The sequence below is a fragment of the Mesorhizobium sp. M1A.F.Ca.IN.020.04.1.1 genome (genome assembly GCF_003997315.1).
Taxonomy (GTDB): Bacteria; Pseudomonadota; Alphaproteobacteria; order Rhizobiales; family Rhizobiaceae; genus Mesorhizobium.
Genome location: NZ_RZSN01000023.1, coordinates 15,797 through 40,245, shown reverse-complemented (window position 1 = coordinate 40,245; position 24,449 = coordinate 15,797). Strand labels below are relative to the sequence as shown.

At 65.1% G+C, this 24,449-nt stretch carries 16 protein-coding genes, 1 tRNA gene and 1 pseudogene; 14 read left to right on the top strand and 4 right to left on the bottom strand.

Going from position 1 to position 24,449, the window contains the following annotated elements; translation table 11 throughout:
* The first annotated feature begins 130 nt into the window (after positions 1-130).
* Positions 131-2,131 carry a glycogen debranching protein GlgX gene (gene glgX, locus EOA49_RS07880; RefSeq protein ID WP_127242170.1) on the top strand — a complete coding sequence of 667 codons (2,001 nt, stop codon included), beginning with the start codon at positions 131-133 and terminating at the stop codon, positions 2,129-2,131.
* Complete coding sequence (locus EOA49_RS07875; protein ID WP_127243109.1) at positions 2,131-3,774, top strand: alpha-glucosidase family protein; 1,644 nt, start codon at positions 2,131-2,133, stop codon at positions 3,772-3,774. Before glgX ends, EOA49_RS07875 begins: the two co-directional genes overlap by 1 nt.
* Positions 3,775-3,780: 6 nt before the next feature.
* Here EOA49_RS07875 and EOA49_RS07870 read toward each other — a convergent pair whose 3' ends face one another.
* Together EOA49_RS07870 and EOA49_RS07865 are read right to left on the bottom strand one after the other, a co-directional pair.
* Positions 3,781-5,598, bottom strand: a complete 1,818-nt coding sequence (locus tag EOA49_RS07870; protein WP_348626862.1) for a pilus assembly protein TadG-related protein — start codon at positions 5,596-5,598, stop codon at positions 3,781-3,783.
* Positions 5,598-6,044 carry a TadE/TadG family type IV pilus assembly protein gene (locus EOA49_RS07865; RefSeq protein WP_082980554.1) on the bottom strand — a complete coding sequence of 149 codons (447 nt, stop codon included), beginning with the start codon at positions 6,042-6,044 and terminating at the stop codon, positions 5,598-5,600. Before EOA49_RS07865 ends, EOA49_RS07870 begins: the two co-directional genes overlap by 1 nt.
* Before the next feature lie 292 nt (positions 6,045-6,336).
* On the opposite strand from EOA49_RS07865, the gene EOA49_RS07860 reads away from it, so the two are divergent.
* The 4 genes from EOA49_RS07860 to EOA49_RS07845 all read left to right on the top strand — a co-directional run bounded on the left by EOA49_RS07860 (position 6,337) and on the right by EOA49_RS07845 (position 11,778).
* Positions 6,337-7,929, top strand: a complete 1,593-nt coding sequence (locus EOA49_RS07860) for a peptide ABC transporter substrate-binding protein (protein ID WP_127240834.1) — start codon at positions 6,337-6,339, stop codon at positions 7,927-7,929.
* Between the two features lie 174 nt (positions 7,930-8,103).
* Complete coding sequence (locus EOA49_RS07855; protein WP_066997760.1) at positions 8,104-9,027, top strand: ABC transporter permease subunit; 924 nt, start codon at positions 8,104-8,106, stop codon at positions 9,025-9,027.
* The gene (locus EOA49_RS07850; RefSeq protein WP_067327929.1) at positions 9,020-10,144 is read left to right on the top strand and encodes an ABC transporter permease subunit; all 1,125 of its coding nucleotides are present in this window, start codon (positions 9,020-9,022) and stop codon (positions 10,142-10,144) included. Before EOA49_RS07855 ends, EOA49_RS07850 begins: the two co-directional genes overlap by 8 nt.
* Positions 10,145-10,161: 17 nt before the next feature.
* Positions 10,162-11,778 carry an ABC transporter ATP-binding protein gene (locus EOA49_RS07845; protein ID WP_095800339.1) on the top strand — a complete coding sequence of 539 codons (1,617 nt, stop codon included), beginning with the start codon at positions 10,162-10,164 and terminating at the stop codon, positions 11,776-11,778.
* 27 nt (positions 11,779-11,805) lie between these two features.
* Here the strand turns inward: EOA49_RS07845 and EOA49_RS07840 are convergent, their stop codons facing one another.
* Positions 11,806-12,129, bottom strand: coding sequence for a hypothetical protein (locus EOA49_RS07840; protein ID WP_066997754.1), 324 nt, complete (start codon positions 12,127-12,129; stop codon positions 11,806-11,808).
* Between the two features lie 350 nt (positions 12,130-12,479).
* On the opposite strand from EOA49_RS07840, the gene EOA49_RS07835 reads away from it, so the two are divergent.
* The 6 genes from EOA49_RS07835 to EOA49_RS07810 all read left to right on the top strand — a co-directional run bounded on the left by EOA49_RS07835 (position 12,480) and on the right by EOA49_RS07810 (position 20,220).
* Entirely contained in the window at positions 12,480-12,725 is a 246-nt protein-coding gene (locus tag EOA49_RS07835; RefSeq protein ID WP_066997751.1) for an acyl carrier protein, read from the top strand.
* Positions 12,726-12,793: 68 nt separating this feature from the next.
* Entirely contained in the window at positions 12,794-13,933 is a 1,140-nt protein-coding gene (locus EOA49_RS07830) for an acyl-CoA dehydrogenase family protein (protein WP_095800338.1), read from the top strand.
* Between the two features lies 1 nt (position 13,934).
* A complete protein-coding gene (locus EOA49_RS07825) occupies positions 13,935-14,858 on the top strand; it encodes an amino acid--[acyl-carrier-protein] ligase (RefSeq protein ID WP_127240833.1) in 924 nt (307 codons plus the stop codon).
* A 1-nt stretch (position 14,859) separates the two neighbouring features.
* A complete protein-coding gene (locus tag EOA49_RS07820; protein WP_127240832.1) occupies positions 14,860-15,858 on the top strand; it encodes a DUF1839 family protein in 999 nt (332 codons plus the stop codon).
* Positions 15,859-15,895: 37 nt separating this feature from the next.
* Positions 15,896-18,433: a glycoside hydrolase family 2 protein gene (locus EOA49_RS07815; RefSeq protein WP_245460577.1), complete on the top strand. Its 2,538-nt coding sequence runs from the start codon at positions 15,896-15,898 to the stop codon at positions 18,431-18,433.
* Positions 18,430-20,220, top strand: coding sequence for an alpha/beta fold hydrolase (locus EOA49_RS07810; protein ID WP_127243107.1), 1,791 nt, complete (start codon positions 18,430-18,432; stop codon positions 20,218-20,220). The genes EOA49_RS07815 and EOA49_RS07810 overlap by 4 nt, the downstream gene beginning before the upstream one ends.
* 140 nt (positions 20,221-20,360) lie before the next feature.
* Here the strand turns inward: EOA49_RS07810 and EOA49_RS07805 are convergent.
* A tRNA-Pro gene (locus EOA49_RS07805) sits at positions 20,361-20,437 on the bottom strand.
* A 200-nt stretch (positions 20,438-20,637) separates the two neighbouring features.
* On the opposite strand from EOA49_RS07805, the pseudogene EOA49_RS07800 reads away from it, so the two are divergent.
* Both EOA49_RS07800 and EOA49_RS07795 read left to right on the top strand, forming a co-directional pair.
* Positions 20,638-22,152: pseudogene (locus EOA49_RS07800) on the top strand (phosphomannomutase/phosphoglucomutase).
* A gap of 10 nt (positions 22,153-22,162) precedes the next feature.
* Positions 22,163-24,400: an AGE family epimerase/isomerase gene (locus EOA49_RS07795; RefSeq protein WP_127240184.1), complete on the top strand. Its 2,238-nt coding sequence runs from the start codon at positions 22,163-22,165 to the stop codon at positions 24,398-24,400.
* The last annotated feature ends 49 nt before the right edge of the window (positions 24,401-24,449 follow it).

Sequence of the window (24,449 nt, the reverse complement as noted above, 5' to 3'; positions counted from 1 at the left end):
GGGGTGCTCCAGCTTGGCGCAAACCCGTGTCCAGAGCATCGACGCCTCATTCCTTCCAACGCCCCTCATCCGTCTCGGCGCTGCGCGCCGATCCACCTTCTCCCACAAGGGGAGAAGGGGAGAGGCCCGCATGACCCTCGGCGCCAGCATCACTCCCGAAGGCATCCGCTTTGCCGTTTGCTCCTCATCGGCCAGACGTCTTTGGGTCTCGCTCTTCGACGACAGCGGCACGCGCGAGATCGACCGGCTGGAACTCAACCCGGAAGGCGAGGGCGTGCATGCACTCCTTGTCACCGGCCTTGGGGACGGCACGCGTTACGGTTTTCGCGCCGACGGCGACTATGCGCCGGAGCGCGGCCTCTGGTTCGATCCGAACAAGCTTCTCATCGATCCGTATGCCGTCGAGGTCGATCGTCCATACCAATATCACTGGAGGCTGGCCGCCAAACGCAATGAAGGCGCCGACACTGCGCCGCTCATGCCGAAGGCAATTGCTCATTCCCTGCCCAAACCGCAGCCGCCCCAGCCGCCGCTGTTCCGGCCCGGCGGCCTGATTTACGAACTGAACGTCCGCTCCTTCACCAGGCTGCATCCGGACGTCCCCGAGGCCCAGCGCGGCACCATCGCGGCGCTTCCCCATCCGGCTGTCGTCGAGCATCTGAAGCGTCTCGGCGTTTCCGCCGTCGAGTTGATGCCGATCACGGCCTCGATCGACGAGCGCCATTTGCCGCCGCTGGGGCTGAACAATGCCTGGGGCTACAATCCCGTCACCTTCATGGCGCTCGATCCCCGCCTGGCTCCGGACGGCCTGAGCGAATTGCGCGATACCGTCGCGGCGCTGCGTGAAGCGGGTATCGGCACGATCCTCGACCTCGTCTTCAACCACACCGGCGAAAGCGACCGGCTCGGGCCGACACTGTCGCTGCGCGGCCTCGACGCCCGGACCTATTACCGGCACATGCCGGACGGCCGACTGGCCAATGACACCGGCACCGGCAACACCGTCGCCTGCGACCACCCGGTCGTGCAGAGGATGGTGCTCGACACGCTGCGCCATTTCGTCCGCCATGCCGGCGTCGACGGCTTCCGCTTCGATCTGGCGCCGGTGCTCGGCCGCGTTGACGGCACGTTCGATCCGGAGGCGCCGCTTCTCGAAGCCATCGCCGGCGACCCCGTGCTCGCCGACCGCGTGCTGATCGCCGAGCCATGGGATATTGGCGCGACCGGCTACCAGCTCGGCAATTTCCGGCCGCCATACCTTGAATGGAACGACCGCTATCGCGATGACGTCCGGCGTTTTTGGCGCGGCGACACGGGCGCGATCGGCGCTTTAGCCACGCGGCTTGCCGGCTCCTCCGATGTCTTCGGCAGGGCGGGCCAGCCGGTGAGCCGCAGCGTCAATTTCATCGCCGCGCATGACGGCATGACGCTGGCCGACATCGTTGCCTATGAGAAGAAGCACAATGCGGCCAATGGCGAGCACAATCGCGACGGCCACAATGACAATCTGTCGTGGAACAACGGTGTCGAGGGCGAGACCGATGACGCCGAAATCGCCAAGGCCCGCTTCGGTGACCAGCGCGCGCTGCTTGCGACGCTCTTTGCCTCGCGCGGCACCATCATGCTGACCGCCGGCGACGAGTTCGGCCGCACACAGAAGGGCAACAACAACGCCTATGCGCAGGACAACGCCATCACCTGGCTCGACTGGGCCGGCCGCGACCGGGCGCTGGAGCGGTACACAGCAGCGCTTGCGCAACTGCGCCGTGCCTTTCCGCCGTTATCCGACACGAATTTCCTGACCGGCAAAGCTGCAGACGGAATGGAAATCCCGGACGTCGAGTGGTTGACCGAAACCGGCGCACCGCTCGGCGAGGCCGACTGGAACGATCCCGGCCGTCACCGCCTCGTCATGATCCTCGGCGATAGCCAGCGCGGTCGCCTTGCCGTCATGGTCAATGGCGACCGCCGCCAATGCGTCTTCACCTTGCCGCCGCGAGATGGCTACGAGTGGCGTTCGGCGATCAAGACGCAGGCGATCGACCTTGCGCGGCCGCTGCCCGGCCGCACCATCAATTTCATGATCGAGCGCAGGGCGGCCGGAAACGCCCACGCCGGGAAGGGTTCGTAATGGCTGGTGGGAATGCCGAATGGTGGCGCGGCTGCGTGGTCTACCAGATCTATCCGCGCTCCTTCCAGGATACGAACGGCGACGGCAGCGGCGATCTCAAGGGGGTAACGTCGCGTCTTGCCCATGTCGCTTCGCTCGGCGTCGACGCCGTCTGGCTCTCGCCCTTCTTCAAGTCGCCGATGGCCGACATGGGCTATGACGTGTCGGACTATCGCGATGTCGATCCGATGTTCGGCACACTGGAGGATTTCGACGCGCTGGTCGCCGAGGCGCACCGGCTCGGCCTCAAGCTCATCATCGACCAGGTGATCTCGCATTCGTCCGACAAGCACGAATGGTTTGTCGAGAGCCGCGCCAGCCGTGACAACGCCAAGGCGGACTGGTATGTCTGGGCCGACGCCAAGCCGGATGGCAGTGCGCCCAACAACTGGCAGTCGCTGTTCGGCGGGCCGGCCTGGGAGTGGGACGCCACCCGCCGGCAATACTACATGCACAATTTTCTGGCCGCGCAGCCGGATCTGAATTTCCACAATCCGGAGGTGCAGGATGCGGTGCTTGACACCGTGCGCTTCTGGCTGGAGCGCGGCGTTGACGGGTTCCGGCTGGATACCGTGAACTACTATGTCCACGACCGCTGGCTGCGCGACAACCCGCCGCTGGCTTCAAGCGTCGCCGGCACCAACGTCGCCACCACCACCTACGCCTTCCAGGAGCATCTCTTCGACAAGACGCGCCCCGAGAATCTCGATTTCCTGAAGCGCTTCCGCGCGTTGCTCGACGAATATCCGGACCGTGCCGCCGTCGGCGAAGTGGGCGATGAGGAGCGCTCGCTGCAGACGCTCGCCGCCTACACCTCCGGCGGCGACAAATTGCAGATGTGCTACACCTTCGACCTGCTCGGCCCGCAATTCTCGGCCGCCCATGTGCGCGGCTGCGTCGAGGCGTTCGAGAACGCGGTTGCCGACGGCTGGGTCTGCTGGGCCTTCTCCAACCACGACGTCATGCGCCATGTCAGCCGCTGGACGCAGCCGGGCGAAAATCCTGATGCGGTGGCGAAATTCGCGATCGCGCTGCTGTCCTGCCTGCGCGGCTCGATCTGCCTCTACCAGGGCGAGGAGCTTGGGCTGGAGGAAGCCGAGCTTGCCTATGAGGACCTGCGCGATCCGCTGGGCGTCCGTTTTTGGCCGGGCGTGAAGGGCAGGGACGGCTGCCGCACCCCGATGGTGTGGGAGGCCGGGGCCGAAAATGGTGGCTTCTCCGCGGGCAAGCCCTGGCTGCCGGTACCGCCGTCGCATCGCGCCCGCGCGGTCGATGTGCAGGAGGGCGAGGACGGTTCTGTCCTTGCCGCCTATCGCTCGATGCTGGCCTTGCGCAAGCGCCATCCGGCGCTGATCGCCGGCTCGATCCGGTTCCTAGGGGCGGAGGGCGATGTGCTTGCTTTCATCCGTCAGCGCGAAAACGAGAACTTGCTATGCGTCTTCAACTTCGCCGGTGAGCCGGCGAACTGGACGCTGCCGGCCGAGATCAGCGATGTCGAGATAACGGTTCTTGCCGTAGACGTCGCCGGCGTTCTTGGCGGTGTTCTCGGAGAAACTGCGCTGGCGCTGCCGCCTGTAGGGTACTTCGTCGGGAGAATTGGCTGACGGTCGCTACTGCACCAGCACCGAGCGTCCGCAAGTCGCGCCGGTGACCCGCACATAGGCCTGGCCGACATGCACGCCAAGCACCGCAAGCACATTGTAGACGAGGTTGTCGACCGGCGCGGTGACGCCATTGAGCAGCGTCGTCACCGCCGGCTTCACCGTGCCGAGCAGGGTGGTCGCGTCGAGACCGAGGCCGAGCGCGTTGACCGTCAGCGACAGGTTGTTCACCAGCGAGGTGGTGAGCGACTGCGTCAGGTTCTTGGTCGACACTGTCTTGATCGCCTTGTTGGCGATCTCGGTGGCGCTGAAGGTCAGATTCGTCGGCGCCATGCTGGTGACCGAGAAGCCCGACGATCCCTTGATCTGCAGCAGATTGACGTTGACCAGCAGCATCTTGAGGCTGACGTCGGCGATGTCGGCGTCGCTGAAGGATTGCGGCTTGCCGAAATCCGCGAAGCCGCTGGCGTTGCTGTCGGCGAGATGGGCCGCGACGACGCCCGGCTGCGCGGCGATGGAGACCTTGATGCTGGAGGGCCCTGTCGGGCAGCTGATGTCGGTCAGCTTGGCTTCGGCATAGGCGACCTCGATATTGAGCGGCAGGTTGACGGCAAGCAGCTTGACGCCGCCCCCCAAATTCATTCCGGCTGTGCCATTTCCGGTGCCGTTGCCAAAGCCATTGCCGTTGTTCCCGTTCCCAATCCCGACGCTGGCATTGAGCTTGATGCGCGTCTGCGCCGTGCGCACCACCGTGCCCAATTCTCCCACCGCCAGCCATGGCGACGATTGCATGGGTTCGCCGACGGCGACCTGGAGCGTCGTCGATGTCAGTCCCGGTATCGTCGCCCCGAGGTCGACCGTAACCTTGTTCGTGCCGTTGGCGAGCGCCGCGGCTGCGCTCAGCATGCTCATGGCGCTGGCGCTGACCGAAAGCCCGGCGGGCTTCTGTCCGAGCGCCAGACTGCCTACCGAGCCGAGGTCGACGAGATGGCCAAGCGGGACCTTGACCGAGTTGGTGGCGCTCGAGGCCATGGTCTGCAGCGCGAGCTTGGCGGTGCGGTCGAGCCCGGGCACGTTGGCCATCGCGGTGGCGATCTGGCCGACCGTTGCCTTCGAGCCGAGCACGTCCGAATAGGTAACACCGGTCAGACGCAGCTGCGTCGCCAGCGCATCGGTGAAGGAGAGCACGTCGACATCGGCCGAGATCAGCGAATTGTAGTCCATCACGCTGAGCGAGAGGTTGCCGCCCAGAAGCGCGCCGAGCAGCGCGTTGAGGACGCCGCCATTGACGCTGGCGAGGCGCGATCCGACCGAGAATGCTGCTGCGGGCTGGGCGCTTGCGGTGGCTGTCGTGCCGATCACCGGCGGAGCCATCACCGAAGCGGCGAAATAGAGCGTGCCGAGCTTCTTCATCGACACCTGGACGGCATTGTAGGGCAGCTTGCCCGCCTCGAAGCGGCTGCCGGCCGCGATGGAACTGACCCCCGAATAGCGTCCGGGCACGACCTCGACGACCGCCTTGCTGCCGGTCGGCTCGATTTTGGTACCCTGCTGCTGCACGGCCACGGACGTGATTCCGTTGTCCTTCAACGTCGTCAGTACGGCTTGCTGGGCTTTGTTGATGTTGGCGGCGGCGGTGATCGCGGCGAGGTCGACGATCGACTGCGCGGCGCGGCGTTCGTTATAGAGCGAGCCCTCGTCGATCGCGAACGCGGTCAGCGTCAGCGCCACTGGCGTGCAGAGCGCGGTCATAACCGCGAAATTGGCGCGCCGGTCGGCGATCAGCCGTCGCGCAGCGTCCATCACTCCCCTCGCGGAGTAGCGCATCATATGCCTCCGACCCGGATCGTCGACTGGCGCTGGATCGTCGTCCCCGGCAACGGCAGTGTCCTGAACAGGCTCCAGATCGGCAGGTCGCGCGCGTCATAGCTGACTGAGACGATGAACTGGCTGCCGTCGACGGTGCTGTCCTTGGCGTCGACCGTCAGCTTTTTCGGGTCGACAAAAGCATAGCCGGCGACGTCATGGCTGATGAAATCGGTGACCAGCGCCTGGCGCTCCGTCTGGTTGAGGCCTGCGATCGCCGTTCGCGCCGCGTCCGCGGCGATCTGCTGGACCGAATGGCTGGCGCCGAAATAGATTCCGTATGCAACCATTCCGAGCAACAGCAGGATGAAGATCGGCGCCAGCATGGCGAATTCGACCGCCGATGTGCCCGCGGCGTCAGCCCGGAAACGGAACCAAGGAGCAAGGAAATTTCGGTTCTTCAGCATGGGCCGGAGAATGCCAAAACCTGCTTGCAAAAACAGAAAACGGCTGGAACAACCGAAAGGTGCACACAGTTGAACGGGGCGCCTAAGCTTTAGATATCGCTGTTTTAGCGAAACGCTGCTCACTCAACGTCAAGCAGCGGGCAGTTGAAATAAGATATTCCTCTGTCTAGTCTCCCGCCACCAGCCGCCGGAAGGGAACCGGCGGCGCGCTCAAAAAGGGACCCGTTGACGGTTCCGGGGCGTCAACACTCAAGGCGTGGTTGAGGGGCCGCGCCAACAAGGGAGAGACTTCATGCTCAAAAACCTGCTGAAGGCGACCGTGTTCGCCACCACGATGGCTTTGGCGACCGGTGCCTTCTACACGCCCGCCTTTGCCGAGACCGTCTACAATCGCGGATCCGCTGCCGAGGCGGAGACGGTCGATCCGCACAAGACGTCGACGGTCTACGAGGCCGATATTATACGCGACCTGTTCCAGGGCCTCGTCATGCATGACCCGAAGACGAACCTCATTCCGGGCGCCGCCGAAAGCTGGACGGTGTCCGACGACGGCACTGTCTACACCTTCAAGCTGCGCAAGGACGGCCTGTGGTCGGATGGCAGCCCGGTGACGGCGGACGACTTCGTCTACTCGTTCCATCGGCTGGAAGACCCGGCCACCGCTGCAGAATACGCCTCGATGCTCTATCCGGTGAAAGGCGCCGAGGACTTCAACACGAAGAAAGGCAAGGCTGAGGATATGGGCGTGAAGGCGATCGACGCCAACACGCTGCAAGTCACGCTGAAGGCTCCGACGCCCTACTTCCTGGAGATGCTGACCCACCAGGCGACCTATCCGGTCAACAAGGCTTCGATCGACAAGCTCGGCGCGGACTGGATCAAACCGGGCAAGCTGGTCTCCAACGGCGCCTACACGCTGGCGGAGTGGATTCCCAACGACCACATGAAACTGGTCAAGAACCCGAAGTTCTGGGACGCCGCGAGCGTCAAGCTCGACGTGGTCAACTACATCCCGACCGAGGATCGCTCGTCCGCGATGAAGCGCTTCGAGGCCGGCGAACTCGACAGCTATGGCGACCTGCCGACCGAACAGCTCGCCGATCTCAAAACCAAATTCGGTGACCAGATCCGTGTGGGGCCATATCTCGGCACCTATTATTATGCGGTCAAGACCGATAAGGCGCCTTGGGACAACGTCGAGCTGCGCAACGCCATCTCGATGGCGATCGATCGCGACTTCCTCGCCGAGAAGGTCTGGCAGAACTCTATGCTGCCCGGCTATTCGATGGTGCCTCCGGGCATCGACGGCTACACGCCGGCACTGGCCAAATACGCCGACATGTCTCAGATCGACCGCGAGGATGCGGCCAAGAAAGTGCTGGAAAAGCTTGGCTATACACCCGAGCATCCGTTGAAGATGGAGATCCGCTACAACACCTCGGAGAACCACAAGAACACCGCGGTCGCCATCCAGGAACAGCTGAAGCCGCTCGGCATCGAGGTGACGCTGCTCAACACCGACACCAAGACCCACTATGGCTTCCTCGAGCAGAAGGGCAACTACGACGTCGCCCGCGCCGCCTGGATCGCAGACTACAAGGATCCGGAGACCTTCCTCGGCATCTCGCGCAAGGCGAGCGGCAACAACTACTCGAACTACAACAGCCCTGCCTATGAAGCCGCCATGGACAAGGCGGCCGCCGCCGGCGGCAAGCCTGAGGAGCGCATGAAGGACCTCGCCGCAGCCGAGCGCATCCTCGTCGACGATGTCGGCCAGATCCCGCTGCTCTACTACAGCTACCACGACATCGTTTCCTCCAAGCTGCATGGCTTCGAGGACAATGTGATGGACATTCATCCGTCTCGCTTCATCTCCAAGGACTGACAAGGAACCTTGGCCGTGCCGCCGCTCTCTTTTAGGGAGCGGCGGCCGCGGTCTGTCGTCGTGCCGGGCCGAAAGTCGCATTGGATTTTCGGCGATCGCGGTGCGAAGATCAGAGATGCCAGCGCGCCACGATCTCGTCTGGAGAGCCGTCGCCCTGGCTGAAGCGGGGCGCCGATGCTGCGTTATGTCTTCCGGCGGCTATTGACCGCCATCCCGACGCTGTTCGTCATCGTGACGGTGGCGTTCTTCCTGATCCGCGTCGCGCCAGGCGGCCCGTTCAACCAGGAGCGGGGCTTGAGCCCCGAGATCAGGGCCAATCTCGAAGCCCAGTTCGGCCTCGACGATCCGCTCTGGCTGCAATATCTCCACTATCTCGGCAATCTTTTGCGCGGCAGTTTCGGACCGAGCTACAACCTGCCGGATTTCACCGTCACCGAACTCTTCGCCAAGGGCCTGCCGATCTCGGTGCAGATCGGTACCTCGGCGCTGGTGCTGGCGCTGCTGCTCGGCTCGATCCTCGGCACGATCGCCGCGCTCAACCAGAATAAAATAGCCGACTATTCGGTGATCGCTCTAGCCACCGCCGGCAGCACCATCCCCACCTTCGTCACCGCGCCGGTGATCCAGCTCGTCTTCGGCCTTTCCTGGAAGCTGTTGCCGATCGGCGGCTGGGGCGACGGCGCCTTAATCAACAAGGTCGGGCCGGTGCTGACGCTTGCCTTGCCTCAGATCGCCATCGTCGCCCGCCTGATGCGCGGCTCGATGATCGAGAGCCTGCGCTCGCACCACATCCGCACCGCCCGCGCGCTCGGCCTCTCCGACTGGTCGGTGGTGGTCAAGCACGCGCTGCGCGGCGCCGTGCTGCCGATCGTCTCCTTCACCGGTCCGGCGGCGGCGGCGCTGCTCACCGGCTCGATCATCGTCGAGACCATCTTCTCCATTCCAGGTGTCGGCCGCTACTTCGTCGACGCCGCGCTCAACCGCGACTACACGCTGGTCATGGGAACTGTGGTGGTGATCGCGCTCTTCACCATCGTCTTCAACCTGATCGTCGATCTTCTCTATGCGGTCGTCGATCCGAGGGTGCGCTATGACTGAGCTTGCCGTAGCCGCTCCGGAGCCGATCGTCGGCCGCTCGCTCTGGGGCAATGCTTGGGCGCGGCTGAAGCGCAACCGCGCCGCCATGTTCAGCCTCTACTATCTGGCATTCATTGCCGTCATCAGCGTGTTCGGCCCTATGGTCGTGCCGCATGAATACACGACCATCTACGGCGACTATGTGCGCACGCCGCCGAGCCTGTCGGCCTATCCGAAGCCCGACATGATCCAGGGTGCGCTGAGCGACGCGATCAAACGCATGCGCGTCGACATCAAGGAGTGGCACCAGGACGGCAGCCGCGTCGTCGTCACCGTCACCTCCAAGAAGCCGATCGACGACCGCAATATCCGCTATCTCGACCGCTCCGACGCCTTCGACGACACGAAGATCGAGAGCAAGTCGCCCGATGGGCTCGAAATGACCATGAGCTCGGCCGTCAAGCAGCAGTATTTCTTCTTCGGCACCGACAACACCGGGCGCGATCTCTTGTCTCGCACGCTGATGGCCGGGCGCATTTCGCTCGCGATCGGCCTGCTTGCCGGTGTCGTCGCCGGCGTCATCGGCGTGATCTACGGCGCGACGGCCGGCTTTGCCGGCGGCAGGGTCGACGAGGTGATGATGCGCATCGTCGACGTGCTTTACTCGCTGCCCTTCATCTTCTTCGTCATCATGCTTGTGGTGTTCTTCGGCCGCAACTTCGTGCTGATGTTCCTGGCGGTGGGGGCGGTGCTGTGGCTCGACATGGCGCGCATCGTGCGCGGCCAGGCGCTGTCGATCCGCAGGCAAGAATACGTTCAGGCGGCGGAAGCGATGGGCGTCGGCCAGCGCGGCATCCTCGTGCGCCACGTCATCCCCAACCTGCTCGGGCCGGTGGTGATCTACATGACGCTGCTGGTGCCGCAGGTCATCATCCTGGAAAGCTTCCTGTCCTTCCTCGGGCTTGGCGTGCAGGAGCCGATGACGAGTTGGGGCGTGCTGATTTCGGTCGGTGCCAAGAACATCGGCTATGCCAACTGGCTGCTGTTGTTCCCGGCCTTTTTCCTCGTTTCGACGCTGTTCGCGCTGAACTTTGTCGGCGACGGCCTGCGCGACGCGCTCGACCCCAAAGATCGATAAGGATGGGGATCGCTGACATGGCTTCCGAAACGATCCTCAGCGTCAAGGACCTGCGCGTCCGCTTCCAGACCCTCGACGGCACGGTCGAGGCGGTGAAGGGCATCAGCATAAAGGTCAATGCCGGCGAGACCGTCGCCGTCGTCGGCGAATCCGGATCCGGCAAGAGCCAGACGATGATGGCCGCGATGAGCCTGCTTTCCTCTAATGGCGAAGCGACCGGCCAGGTCGACTACCGCGGCCGCAACCTCCTGGAGATGACCAAGAGCGAGCTCAACAAGGTTCGCGGCCGCAAGATCAGCATGATCTTCCAGGAGCCGATGACCTCGCTCGATCCGCTCTACACCATCGGCAACCAGCTCATCGAGCCAATCCGCCGCCATCGCGGCCTGAGCGCCCAGGCCGCGCGTGAAGAGGCGCTGAAGCTGTTGAGACTGGTGCACATCCCCGATCCCGAGCGGCGGATGAAATCCTATCCGCACGAAATGTCGGGCGGCCAGCGCCAGCGCGTCATGATCGCGATGGCTTTGGCGAACGATCCCGATATTCTGATCGCCGACGAGCCGACGACGGCGCTGGACGTCACCATTCAGGCGCAGATCCTGATGCTGCTTGCCGAACTGCAGCGCAAGCTCGGCATGGCGATCGTCTTCATCACCCATGATCTCGGCATCGTCCGCCGTTTCGCCGACCGCGTCTATGTCATGCGCCAGGGCGAGGTGGTGGAAGAGGGCGAGGCGGAAGCGCTTTTCGCCAATCCGCAGCACGCCTACACCAAGATGCTGCTCGCCGCCGAGCCGACCGGCACCAAGGCGGCCGCGCCCGCCAATTCGCCCGTGCTGCTCGAAGGCCGCAACGTCGAGGTCGTCTTCAAGATCGGCGGTGGTTTTCTCGGCGGCGAGCCGCTGATGTTGCGGGCCGTCGACAAGATATCGATCCGGCTGAAGCGCAACCAGACGATCGGCATCGTCGGCGAGTCCGGCTCCGGCAAATCGACGCTCGGCCGCGCGCTGCTGCGGCTGCTCCCCAGCGACGGCGTCATCCGCTTTGGCGACCGCGACATCTCAGAGGCCGACCGCCACGCGATGCGGCCGCTGCGGCGCGAATTGCAGCTCGTCTTCCAGGATCCGTTTGGCTCGCTGTCGCCGCGCATGACGGTTGGCCAGGTCATCACCGAAGGGCTTTTGGTGCACGAGCCTTCGCTGACGGGCAAACAGCGCGACCAGCGTGCCGTCGAGGCGTTGCGCGAGGTCGGCCTCGACCCCAACGCGCGCAACCGCTACCCGCATGAGTTCTCCGGCGGCCAGCGCCAGCGCATCGCCATTGCCCGCGCTATGATCCTGAAGCCGAAAGTGGTGGTGCTTGATGAGCCGACCTCGGCGCTCGACCGCTCGGTGCAGAAGCAGATCGTCGAGCTATTGCGCAAGCTGCAGTCGGACCACGGACTGTCCTACCTCTTCATCAGCCACGACCTCGCAGTGGTGCGCGCCATGGCCGACTACATCATCGTCATGAAGCAGGGAAAGATCGTCGAGGAAGGGCCGGCCGAGGAGATCTTCGGCAATCCGCGCGAAGCCTACACGCAGACACTGATGAAGGCGGCGATCGATACGACCAGGTTCCGCATCAGCGCTTGAGATTTCCGCTGCTCGGCGACGCCCTGCTCACTGCGAGGACGGGCAGCGGCTCTTCCTGGCCGCGATGATCGCCTGCTGCTGTTGCTGCAGCCGCTCGATCCTGGCGGTATCGCGATTGGCCACGACCGTCTTTACGCGCTCGCCGCCGAGCAGCCAAGTCGGCACGCTGGTATTGGCGACCTTGCCGCGGCTGATCGCCGTCCGCGAAATATCGGTGGCGGTGTCGCCGAGCGCGCTGTTGAGCTCGGCGCAGCTCATCCCGTCGTATTTCGCCGGATTTATCGACGCAACACTCGACGAGCAGCCTGCGATCAAGGTCAACGGCAAGAGAGCCCGCAGCGTGAACTTCATACTCTTACCCCGGTCTCGCCGTTCCAAAAATCGTCCAGCAGCTCTCGAATGGGATAGCGGCAACCATTAGGCCAAAGTGAGGGCCTATTGTCGACCATTTATCTGATTGATTGATTGACGGCAGGCTTTTGCGGAAGGCTGGCGGCGGCGAAAGCGCGTGGCTTGATATCGATGCGGATACAGAGCCACAAGAAACGCCGGACAGAGGTCCGTCCGAATCGAGAGCCGTAAAATTGTATTGCGGTCCGTTACCGATCCTTAGGCATGGTTGAAACTGCTCTGCGGCGTTAACGCCACGGTTGCATTGCGTCTGCGATATTGCCGGCTGCACAACGCAAGGTGGGGCCTCCATGATTGACCAGATACGCTCGCTGCTCGAGCAGCATCCGATGATTCCGCTGAATTTCGGCGCGCTCGCTGACGACGCCAATCTCTATGACGCGGGGCTGACCTCCTTCGCCTCAGTGCAGATGATGCTGGCGCTCGAAGAGGAGTTCGACATCGAATTCCCCGAGACGATGCTGACGCGGCGCACCTTCTCTTCGCTGGCCAGCATCGCGGATGCGGTTTCGCAGTTGACGCGCAAGGCGGCGTAGCCATGAACGTGTTGAGAAAGATAGAGGCGGCCTCGCTCGCGGAGGCGCCCGAAGCCGCGACCGAGCGCATGCGCCGCGTCGCCGAGATCGCCGCCGGCCATGCCGACCCCGTCGACAAGGAGGGGCGTTTCCCGGCGGAGACGATCGAGGCGCTGAAGCGCGAGCGCCTGCTCGGCGTGGCGATCCCGATCGAGCATGGCGGCGAGGGGCTCGGCACGATGCAGATCGCCGACCTCATCGTGCAGCTCGGCCAGGCCTGCGGCTCGAGCGCGATGATCTATGCCATGCATCAGATCAAGACGTCGAGCTTTGTCACTCACGGTGGCGCCAGCGATTGGCACCGCGCTTATATGCGGCGCATCGCCGACGAGCAGCTTCTGATGGCTTCGGCGACTACGGAGGCCGGCATCGGCGGCAATTTGCGCAACTCGATCTGTGCGGTCGAGGTCGCCGGCGGTCGCTTCGCGTTGACCAAGGAAGCCACCGTCATCTCCTATGGCAACTATGCCGACGCCATCCTCGCCACGGCGCGTCGCGCCCCCGATGCGGCCAGCTCCGATCAGGTGATGGTGGTGATCCCGGCCGACGGCAACCGCACGCTTGAGCGCACGTCGGTGTGGGACACGCTCGGCATGCGCGGCACCTGCTCCGACGGCTTTCATCTGGTCGCCACGGGTGACGCGGCGCAGATATTCCCGAAGCCGTTCTCCGAGATCGCGGCCCAGTCGATGCTGGCCAGCTCGCACATCTTCTGGGCGGCGACCTGGTTCGGCATCACCGCCGACGCCTTCAATCGGGCGCAGGCCTTCGTCAAGGCGGCGGCGCGCAAGCAGCCCGACTCCATGCCGCCGGGCGCGCTGAGGCTTGCCGAAGCGGCCGCCCTTTTGCAGGAGATGAAAGGCCACCTTGCGGCCGCCATCCACCGCTTCGAAGCGGCCGCGGGCGACGACGACGCGCTGTCTTCGATCGGCTTCGCCGCCGAGATCAACGCGCTGAAGGTCGCGGCCAGCGAGAAGGCCGGCGCCGTGGTGCGTCTCGCCATGCTGGTCAACGGCATTCTTGGCTACAAGAACGGTACCCCGTTCAGCGTCGGCCGGCACCTGCGCGACGTGACCTCGGCGCCGGTGATGATCTCCAACGACCGCATCCTTTCCAATACCGCGACGCTCATGCTGATGAGCCGCTTCGACACCGGCCTGGGGAGCTGAGATGGACGCCAAGACATTCGACTCCAAGTCGCTGCTCGACAGCCTGTTCGAGAACGGCATCCTGTTCGAATCCGGCGTCGACGGCCTTTATGGCCGTTCGGGCGCGTTCGAGGACGTGATCGAGCGGTTCGAGCGTCTCGTCACCTGGCTCGGCGCGCCCGACAAGGCCACCCGCATCCATTTTCCGCCGGGCATGAGCCGCGCGACGCTGGAGAAGAGCGGCTACATGAAGAGCTTCCCGCAGCTTGCCGGCTGCGTGCATTCCTTCATGGGCGGCGAGCGGGAGCATGCGCAGCTGCTCGGCATGATGGCTGACGGCGGAGACTGGACGGAGCTGCAGAAGGCGACGGACCTCGCGCTGACACCCGCCGCCTGCTATCCGCTCTATCCCACAATAGCTGCGCGCGGCCCGGTGCCGGCGCAGGGCCTTCTTTTCGAACTCTCCTCCTACTGCTTCCGCCACGAGCCGTCGAAGGACCCGGCGCGCATGCAGCTCTTCCGCATGCGCGAGTTCGTCAAGATCGGTACGGCCGAGCAGGTGCGCTCGTTCCGCGAAAGCTGGCTGAAGCGCGGCAGGGCCATGATCGAGTCGCTCGACCTGCCCTGCGAGGTCGATCTTGCCAACGATCCGTTCTTCGGCCGCGGCGGCAGGATGATGGCCAACAACCAGCGCGATCAGGGCCTGAAATTCGAGCTGCTGATTCCGGTGACCAGCATCGAGAAGCCGACCGCCTGCTTGAGCTTCAATTGTCACCAGGACCATTTTGGCCAGACCTGGGGCCTGAAGTTCGCCGACGGGGAGTTCTGCCATTCGGCCTGCGTCGGCTTCGGGCTGGAGCGCGTGGCGCTGGCGCTGTTCCGCCACCATGGGCCGGACACGGAAGCCTGGCCGGCGGCGGTCCGCGACGTGCTCTGGAGCGTGTGAGATGCTGAGGGCTATCGCCGGCCTCGATCCGGCCACCTACCGGCCGCACTGGCTGCACGATCCGCAAAGGCGGTGGCCGCAGACCAACTGCTATGTCGACCTTCTGATCGAGGTTCTGCACGCGACCGGGCACGATCCGGTCGCGGCGCTCGGTTTCACAGCGGCGCAGGATTTCGAAGGTGATCAGTTCACGTTCTTCAAGTTCCCGACCGCCGACCTGCAGAGGCTGGCGGGGCTGGACATCCAAGAGCTGGCGGTCTTCGACCGGCTGGAGACGCATGTGCTGACGCAAGTCGAGCTCGGCCGGCTGCCGCTGGTCGAGGTCGATGCCTTCTACCTGCCCGACACCAAAGGCCTCACCTACCGCAGCGGCCATTCCAAGACCACAGTCGGCATCAATGCGCTCGATCCCGAGTCGCGGCAGATGCGCTACTTCCACAATGACGGCTACTTCGCGCTCGAGGGCCAAGACTATGACGGCATCTTCGGCCAATGGGATGGTGTGTCGGCGGGCGACCTGCCGCTGTTTCCTTACGCGGAATTCGTGAAGCTCGACGCCACGCGCCCGGCCCGCGACGCGGTCGGGACCGCGGCGGCGCTGCTCGCGCATCACCTGAAGCGGCGGCCGAAGCGCAATCCGCTCGCCGCCTATGCGGCCGCGTTCGGCCGCCACGCTGAAAGGCTGGCGACGAAGTCGCCTGCCTATTTCCACACCTATGCCTTCAACACGCTGCGGCAGGTCGGCGCGAATTTCGAACTTCTTGGCAGTCATCTCGAATGGCTGGGGCAGCACGGCGAAACCTGCCTGGCAGAGGCGGTGCAAGCCGCCGGCAGCATTGCCGAGGGCGCCAAGGTCATGCAGTTCAAGCTCGCCCGCGCGATGGCGCGGCAGCGCTTCGACGGCTTGACCGAAGCAATCGCGCCGATGGCGCAGGCCTACGAAACGGTGATGAAGGTGCTGGACGCCCGCATGGCCGGTGTCGCCTCCAAGGCGGCCTAGCGGGCCGGCCGACGCGCATTTGATGATGGGTGGGGGAATGGACGCCACGGTGTCGATCGCCGGCACTGCCGGATTGCTGGATCGGGGGTGGCGGATGGCCATCTCGGCGGCAGGTGCCTGGGCTTCGCCGAATGACATAGACGCAAATGCCGAATGGCTGGACGCGGCCTGTCCCGGCACGGCGGCCGCCACGCTGGAAAAGCATGGCCGCTGGGACCGCAAGCAGCCAACCCGGCTGCACGACCGCGATGTCTGGTACAGCCGCAGGCTCGACGCGACCGGTCCGGTGCGGCTGGTGTTCGAGGGGCTGGCGACTGTCGCCGAGGTCTGGCTTGACGATCGGCTGTTGTTCACCTCGACCTCGATGTTCGAGCGCCATGAGGCTGCGGTAAGCCTTTCAGGGGGCGAGCAGCTCGCCATCGTCTTTCGCAGTCTCGACCGCCATCTGGAAACGGCGATCGGTCCACGCGCCCGCTGGCGCCCTCGCATGATCGACGATCAGCGGCTGCGGCTGGTGCGCACGACCCTGATCGGCCATATGCCGGGCTGGTGCCCGAGCTTCGATGTCGTCGGGCCGTGGCGTCCGGTCAAGCTGATCCACGAAAATGGCGGGCAGCGCATCCTCGATGCCGACATGCGCGCCAGGCTCGACGGCACGACCGGGCATCTTGCGGTTGCGATCACCCTCGCCGAACCCTTCGACAATGCGCAAACGGCGCATGTCAGCTGTGCCGGAGTGCGCGCGCCCCTCAAGTTCGAGACACCCACCCGGCTGACGGCGGAATTGGCCATTGCCGATGTCGCCCCATGGTGGCCGAACAGTCATGGCGAGCCGGCGCTGCACGAAGTGATAGCGACGCTCGGCACGGTGCGCAGCCGGCTGGGCCGGGTCGGATTCCGCCGCATCGAGGTCGATCGCGGCGCCGACGGACGCGATTTTCGCCTGGTCGTCAACGGCGTGCCGGTGTTCTGCCGCGGCGCGGTCTGGACGCCCTCCGATCCCGTGCGACTGCCCTGCGAGCGAGGCGAAATCCAGCCCGACCTCGATCTCGTGCGCCAAGCCGGCGTCGACATGCTGCGGGTCGGCGGCACCTTCGCCTATGAAAGCGATGCCTTCCACGAGCTGTGCGACGAGATGGGCATTCTGGTCTGGCAGGACCTGATGCTCGCTAATTTCGACTATCCGGCGAAGAGCGAGGCCTGGCGGGCGGCGCTGTCGCGCGAGGTGGAGAACCTGTTGAGGCGGCTTCGGCATTCGCCGTCGCTGGCGGTGCTGTGCGGCGGCAGCGAGGTGGCGCAGCAGGCCGCGATGCTCGGCATGCCGGTGGCGATGGATCCGACACCCTGGTTCGACGATGTCGTGCGTCCGGCCGCGCAGGCGATCCTGCCCGATCTGGCGCTGGTGTCCTCCTCGCCCTCCGGCGGCAGCCTGCCCTTTGCCGCGGATGGCGGCCCGACGCACTACTATGGCGTCGGCGCCTATTGCCGGCCGCTGGAGGACGCGCGCCGCGCGGAGGTGCGTTTCGCCAGCGAATGCCTCGCCTTCGCCAACGTGCCGGAACAGGCGACGCTCGATGAGCATCTGCCCGTTCCGCCCGGCCACGATCCGCGCTGGAAGGCCGGCGTGCCGCGCGATGCAGGTGCGTCGTGGGATTTCGAGGACGTGCGCGAGCATTATCTGGAGACGCTGTTCGGTGTCGACGCTCGCCGGCTGCGCATGGAGGATCCGGCGCGCTACCTCGACCTCTCGCGCGCCGTCATTGCCGAGGTGGTTGAGCGCACGATCGACGAATGGCGCAGACCGGCCTCCCCGACGGCGGGCGCGCTGGTGTTCTTCTGGAAGGATCTGCTCCCGGGAGCAGGGTGGGGCGTCGTCGATTCTGCCGGTCGGCCGAAATCGGTCTGGCATGCGCTGAGACGCGCCTTCGCGCCGCTCCGGCTGACGCTGAGCGATGAGGGCGTCAACGGGCTGGGCGTCCATCTCGTCAATGACACGGCAGGGGCAGTCGAGGCGACGCTATCGCTTGCCTGCCTGCGCGACGGCGTCACCCCGGTGGTGGCGGCGCGCCGGCCGGTCACTCTGCAGGCGCGGGGCGCGCAGTCGCTTGCGGCATTCTCGCTGCTCGGCGCCTTCTTTGATCTGTCTTACGCCTATCGCTTCGGCCCAGCGGGGCACGAGGTAACCGTGGCAAGGCTGGAAGACCGCGACGGCGAGATCCTGGCCGAAGCCTTTCATGTGCTTCCCGGCGTCATGACCGCGCGACGCGATGTCGGCCTGTCGGCAGGGCTGATGCGCGGCAGAGACGGCTGGCGCCTGCGGCTCGCCTGCAGACGCGCCGCCTATCACGTCGCCATCAAGGATGGGCTGTTCTTCCCGCGCGAGAACGGCTTCCACCTGATGCCGGGCGCGGTGAAGGAAATTGGCCTGGATGGGCCGGCCTCTGCCACTCCGGCCGGCGTCGTGACGGCGCTGAATGGCGATCGCGAGGTGGCCTACGATGCGCCGCAAGCCGACAATGTAGAGACCAGGGCGGAGATCATGCGTTCGTTGCGGCCTGCCGGGAGCGTGGCATGAAGGGGGTCGTCTTCGCCGACACGATCGGCTGGCTTCATGAAGGCAGGGGAACCGGGCGACGCGGCCGGGGTGTCGTGATCGCCGGGGCGCATGGCCACGAGGACCTGTGCAGCCGGCGTTTCCTGCGGCTTCTGGCTGACAAGGTGGCCGAAAACGGTCTGCCGGCGCTGCAATTCGACTATCCCGGCTGCGGCAATGCCGCCGGGGATCATTCAACGCCCGGTCAGGTGCAACGGTGGACGGCGAGCATAGGCGCGGCGATCGATCGGCTGAAGCAGGATTGCGGCGTGGCGGACGTCATTTTGGTCGGCTTCCGGCTTGGTGCCCTGCTGGCCCCGCTGGCGGCGGCCGGACGCGACGACGTGGCGGGTCTCGTGCTGCTCGCGCCGCCGTCCTCCGGCAAGGCCTATGTTCGCGAGGTCACAGCCATGTCGCGCATGATCGACGCGCCGCTGGCCAGCCGTTCGGCGGGCGAAGGGGTTTTCACCGAGGGGCGCGAGGCCGCCGGGTTCCGAATTTCGCATGAAACGCTGGCCGATCTCTCGGCGCTCGATTGGCGGCATGCCGCGGCTGGCCTTCCATCCCTGCCGATGCTGGTGCTTACAAACGGCAAGCCGCTGGCTGCCGAAGAGGTCGGCGGCGACACGGCGGGCGCTGCGGAGATCGCGACGGCCGAGTTCGATGGCTATCCTCTCTTGATGTGCGACCCGACCGCCAACCGGATTCCGGCCGCCGCTCTCGATCGCTGCGCCGCCTGGATCGCCGACCAGCCCGGCAAAGCGGCAGCGGGAAAGGCCATGCCGCGCGATGTGTCGCAGATCCTGGACGGTCCGCATTACACGGAAAGCCCGGTGCTGATCGGACCGGCGCCGATGATCTGCGGTGTGCTTTGCCGACCGCGCGAACGCCAGACCGAGGCCGAGCCGGTGATCTTCCTCAATGCCGGTGGCGTGCCGCATGTCGGCTGGGCGCGCGGCACGGTGGAAGCGGCGCGAGCCCTGGCGGCGGAAGGCGTAGCCTCGCTGCGCGTCGACCTGCCCGGACTTGGCCTCAGCGATCCGACCGAGGAAGGGCGCCTGTTCCTTTATGACCGGCGCACGCGCCATGATGTAAGTCGTGCGATCAACTGGATGGAGCGAGCCGGCTACCCCGGGGTCGGCCTGGTCGGCACCTGCGCCGGCGCGTTTCAGGCTTTTCACGCCGCGCGGGCCGATCGGCGGGTACGGATGCTGACCATGATCAACCCGCTCTGCTTCGCCTGGAACAGTTCCTACGCGCTGGAGATGGCGGTCTGGAAGACTTACGAGACCTCCAAGGCCGTGCTCGGGCAGAACGCTGGCGCCATGCAGGAGAGCCGCGAGCCGGCCGCCCCCGCATGGCGCGGGATCGTTTCGCGATGCGCCCGGCTGATCATCCGGCGCGGGCTGGAGGCGATCAAGTCCACATTGTCGATGCTGCATCCGGCCGCGCTGCTTGGACAGCGGCGGGTGGAACGCTGGATGCGCGACCTATGCGGCCGCGGCGTGCGGGTCCTCCTCGTAACCTCGGAAGGCGATCTGAGCCTCAAGGAGATCGCCCGCCATTTTGGCTCGGAGGAAGAGCAGCTCGATAGCATTCGCGGCGTGACCAGGGTCTCGCTGCCGAATGCCGACCACACGCTGACGCCGTATCACGCACGGCGCGCCGTGATCGCTCGCCTGATCGACCATGGCGGCATCAGGCGTGACGGTTATGCTCGTTCCGAGCCGGTGCGCGCGACGGCAAGCCCTTCCTTCCTGGCGCCGTAGGCGATCATCAGTTCGGCTTGAGCATTGATATGCGGCAAGCGCGTCGCGTCTTGAAGCATCACGCAGCGATACGGTTCTCTGCGCGAAGCCGAAAGGTTTGAATAATCAGGGAAACTAAAGACTTTCGGGAGATTTCGTTCTGGTCGGAGTGGCAGGATTTGAACCTGCGACCCCATCGTCCCGAACGATGTGCGCTACCAGACTGCGCTACACTCCGTGACCAGACGGCGGGCTTATAGCCGCCACTTTCCGATCCTGCAAGCGTCAATGGCTGCACTTGTGTCGCATTTCTCGGCTTTCACCAATCTTGCCCGGATGGCATGCGATTTAGCCGTCGGATAAAGCCCGGCTTAAAGGCTTTCGTGATAAGCCGCGCCCTCTATAAATCGGCATTCCGGCTCTCTGGAGTTTCGACCATTGACCTTCACGATTGTTGGCGAAGCCCGGCCCAACAGCTTCGAATTCGAGACCTCGGCGCTGATCAAGGCGTCGGGCTTTCGCGAGTACGACGCGCGCTGGTGGGTCGGCCATCCCGGCTCGACCAAGGCGCCGGAGCTCAATTTGATCGGCGTCCAGGCGCTCGGTATGGGTCTGGGCACGCTGATCCGGCGCCTGGGCGTTGGGCCGGATATCGTCACCGGCCATGATTTCCGCTCCTATTCGCTGTCGATCAAGCTGGCGCTGGTCTCCGGCCTGATGGCGGCGGGCGCCCGGGTGAAGGATATCGGCCTGGCTTTGTCCCCCATGGCCTATTTCGCGCAGTTCGCGCTCGATACACCCTCGGTCGCCATGGTCACCGCCTCGCATAACGAGAATGGCTGGACCGGCGTCAAGATGGGGGCGGCGCGGCCGCTCACCTTCGGTCCGGAAGAGATGGGCGCGTTGAAGAAGATCGTGCTCGAAGCCGACTTCGACCTCCGCGGCGACGGTGCCTACGAGTTCATCTCCGGTTTCCGGGAGCTCTATGTCGATGATCTTACCAAGGGCAAACACATCTCGAAAAAGCTCAAGGTCGTTTGCGCCTGCGGCAACGGCACGGCTGGCGCCTTCGCGCCGGAAGCGCTGGCGCGTGTCGGCTGCGAGGTGATCCCGCTCGACGTCGAGCTCGACCATGCGTTCCCGCGCTACAATCCCAATCCCGAGGATGCAGATGCTGCGTGCCATCAGCGAGAAGGTGCTGGAGACGGGCGCAGATGTCGGACTGGGCTTCGATGGCGACGGCGACCGCTGTGGCGTCGTCGACAACGAGGGCAACGAGATCTTCGCCGACAAGGTCGGCCTCATGCTCGCCCGCGATACTTCATCGCTCCGTCCGGGCTCGGCCTTCGTCGTCGACGTCAAGTCGACGGGGCTCTTCGCCACCGATCATGTGCTCAAGGCGAACGGCGCCACAACTGACTATTGGAAGAGCGGCCATTCCTACATGAAGCGCCGCGTTGCCGAGCTCGGTGCCGTCGCCGGCTTCGAGAAATTCGGGCATTTCTTCTTCAACCCGCCTATCGGCCGCGGCTATGACGACGGGCTGATCACTGCGATCGTCGTCTGCCAGATGCTCGACCGCAATCCGCGGAGCTCGATGGCCGATCTCTGGCGCGCGTTGCCGCTGACCTACGGCCGACCATGTCATCGCAATGCCCCGACGAGGTGAAGTACGGCGTGGTCGACCGCGTCGTGGCGGATTTTCAGACGATGCACCGCGAACGTGCTGACTTTGCCGGCCAGAAGATCGTAAAGCTCATCACCGTCAACGGCGTGCGCGTCGTTGCGGAGGACGGCACCTGGGGCCTGGTGCGCGCCTCCTCGAACAAGCCCGAGCTTGTCGTGGTGGTGGAGAGCCCGGTATCGTCCGAGCGGCGCCGGCAGATGTTCGAAGCCGTCGACGCCGTGCTGCGCCGCAGTCCCGAAGTCGGCGCCTACAACCAGACCTTCTGACAGGGCAGCCATGAGCCAGCGCATCGTCAGTTTCGTCATGAGCGGCGGCGTCGGCTCGCGGTTATGGCCCCTGTCGCGCGAGGACAATCCCAAGCAATTCCACGACCTTTCCGGCGACGGTTCGATGCTGGCCAAGACCTTGCGCCGGCTGGCCACGCGGCCTGAAGGGCAGACGCCGATCTTTCTCATCGCATCGGAGCGCCATGCCGACCGCGTCCATGCCGATCTTGCCGGCATTGATCTCGCCGGCGGCGGCCCATTGTTCGAGCCCACGGGGCGCAACACCGCCGCTGCCGTGGCGCTTGCCAGCCTGCGCACCCTCTCCGAATTTGGCGATGAGCTTGTTCTCGTGGTGCCCTCCGACCACGAAATCTCCACCGCGCGGCAGTTCTGGCGGAGCGTTGAAGCGGGTGCTGCGGCGGCGAGAACCGGTCGCTTGGTGGTGCTCGGGATTAAGCCGACGCAGCCCGAAACCGGCTATGGCTATATCGAGGTCGCGGCCGATCGCGACGGCGTGTTCGACGTCTCGCGCTTCGTCGAGAAGCCCGACCTCGCCACCGCGCGGGCTTATCTCGACGCCGGCAGCTTCTATTGGAATACCGGCATTTTCCTGTTTCGCGCCGGCGCCATGCGCGCTGCCTTCGCCGCCTTCGAGCCCAGGATCTGGCAGGCGACGGAAGCCGCTTATCACGCGGCGACCAACGATCTTTCCGGGCTCTACATGCCGCTGGAACTTTACTCGGCGATCCCGTCGACCTCGATCGACTACGCTATCATGGAGCGGGCCAAGGACATCGCCATGGTGGCGGCCGGATTCCGCTGGAACGATCTCGGTTCGTGGCAGTCGCTGCTCGATGTCGGCCCGTCCGACAGCCACGGTAACGTCATCCTCGGCGATGTCGTCGCCATCGATTGCGAGAACTCCTACATCCGCGGCGACGGCCGGCTGCTGTCGGCCATCGGCATGAAGGACGTGGCCATCGTCTCGACGGCAGACGCCACCTTCGTGGCGCCGGTCAGCCACAGCCAGCACGTCAAGAAGATCGTCGAGCAGCTGGAGAAATCCGGCCGGCTGGAGACGAGGTTCACGCCGGCGCATGACCGCGTCATCGAGAGCGGCGCCTGGCGGCGCCGCGTTCGGCACTGGCTGTTCGAGGAGACGCTGCCGCTGTGGTCGAGGTCAGGCGTCGATGAGCGCCATGGCGGCTTCCACGAGGCGCTGGGCTTCGACGCGGCGCCGTTGATGAAGCCGAAACGCATGCGCACCCAGGCGCGCCAGATCTATGCCTTCGCCGTCGCCAAGGAGCGCGGCTGGGACGGCCCGGCGGATCGGCTGATCGCTCATGGCCTTGACTTCATGGCAGGCCGGGGCCGCACCGACAAAGGAGGCTGGGTGCGCACGCTCAATATCGACGGCTCGGTCGCCGATCCGGTCGAGGATGCCTACGACCATTCCTGCGTGCTGTTGGCGCTGGCGCACGCGCATATGTCGGGTCATCCCGATGCGTTGCGGCTCGCCGAGGAAACCTTTGCTTTCCTCGATGCTCATCTCGAGGACAGCCGCATGACAGGTTTCCTCGAAACCTCCGACGGCGAGGGCGAGCGTCGCTCCAACCCGCACATGCATCTGCTCGAAGCCTTTCTCGCTTGGCACAGAGCCACTGGCGAGCGCGCCTACCTGCGCCGCGCGGCGCGCGTCATAGATCTCTTCCGCAGTCATTTCTTCGATGCCGAAAGCTGGACGCTGGGCGAGTATTTCGACGACGGCTGGAAGCCCGTGGCGGGCGAGAAAGGAACATGGACCGAACCCGGCCACCATTTCGAATGGGCCTCGCTGCTCGTCGATTTCGCCGCCCGCAGCGGCCAGGCCGAACTCACCGGCTTCGCCCGCAAGCTCTATGCCTCGGCTGTCGCCAACGGCCTCAACCGCGCCACCGGCCTTGCCTATGGCGCCGTCTCGCGCCAGGGCCTTCCGCTCGACACGGTCTCGCGCAGCTGGCCGCAGGCCGAGGCGATCAAGGCTGCGATCGCGCTCGACGGCTCGGGTGGGCCGGACCTCAAGCCGGAGATCGAGGCGCGCGTCGGCCACCTGTTCCGCTGGCACATCGACCCGGCGCCGCTCGGCCTCTGGATTGACCGCATCGACGAGCGCGGCCGGTCATTGGCGAGCGACGTGCCGGCGAGCATCTTCTACCATCTGGTTTGCGCGCTGACGCAGTATCTGGACGGAACGGCGGAGAAGGGGTGAGGGGGCAACTGGCGGCAACGCAGAAGCTGCCAATCTCTACCCTTGCGGA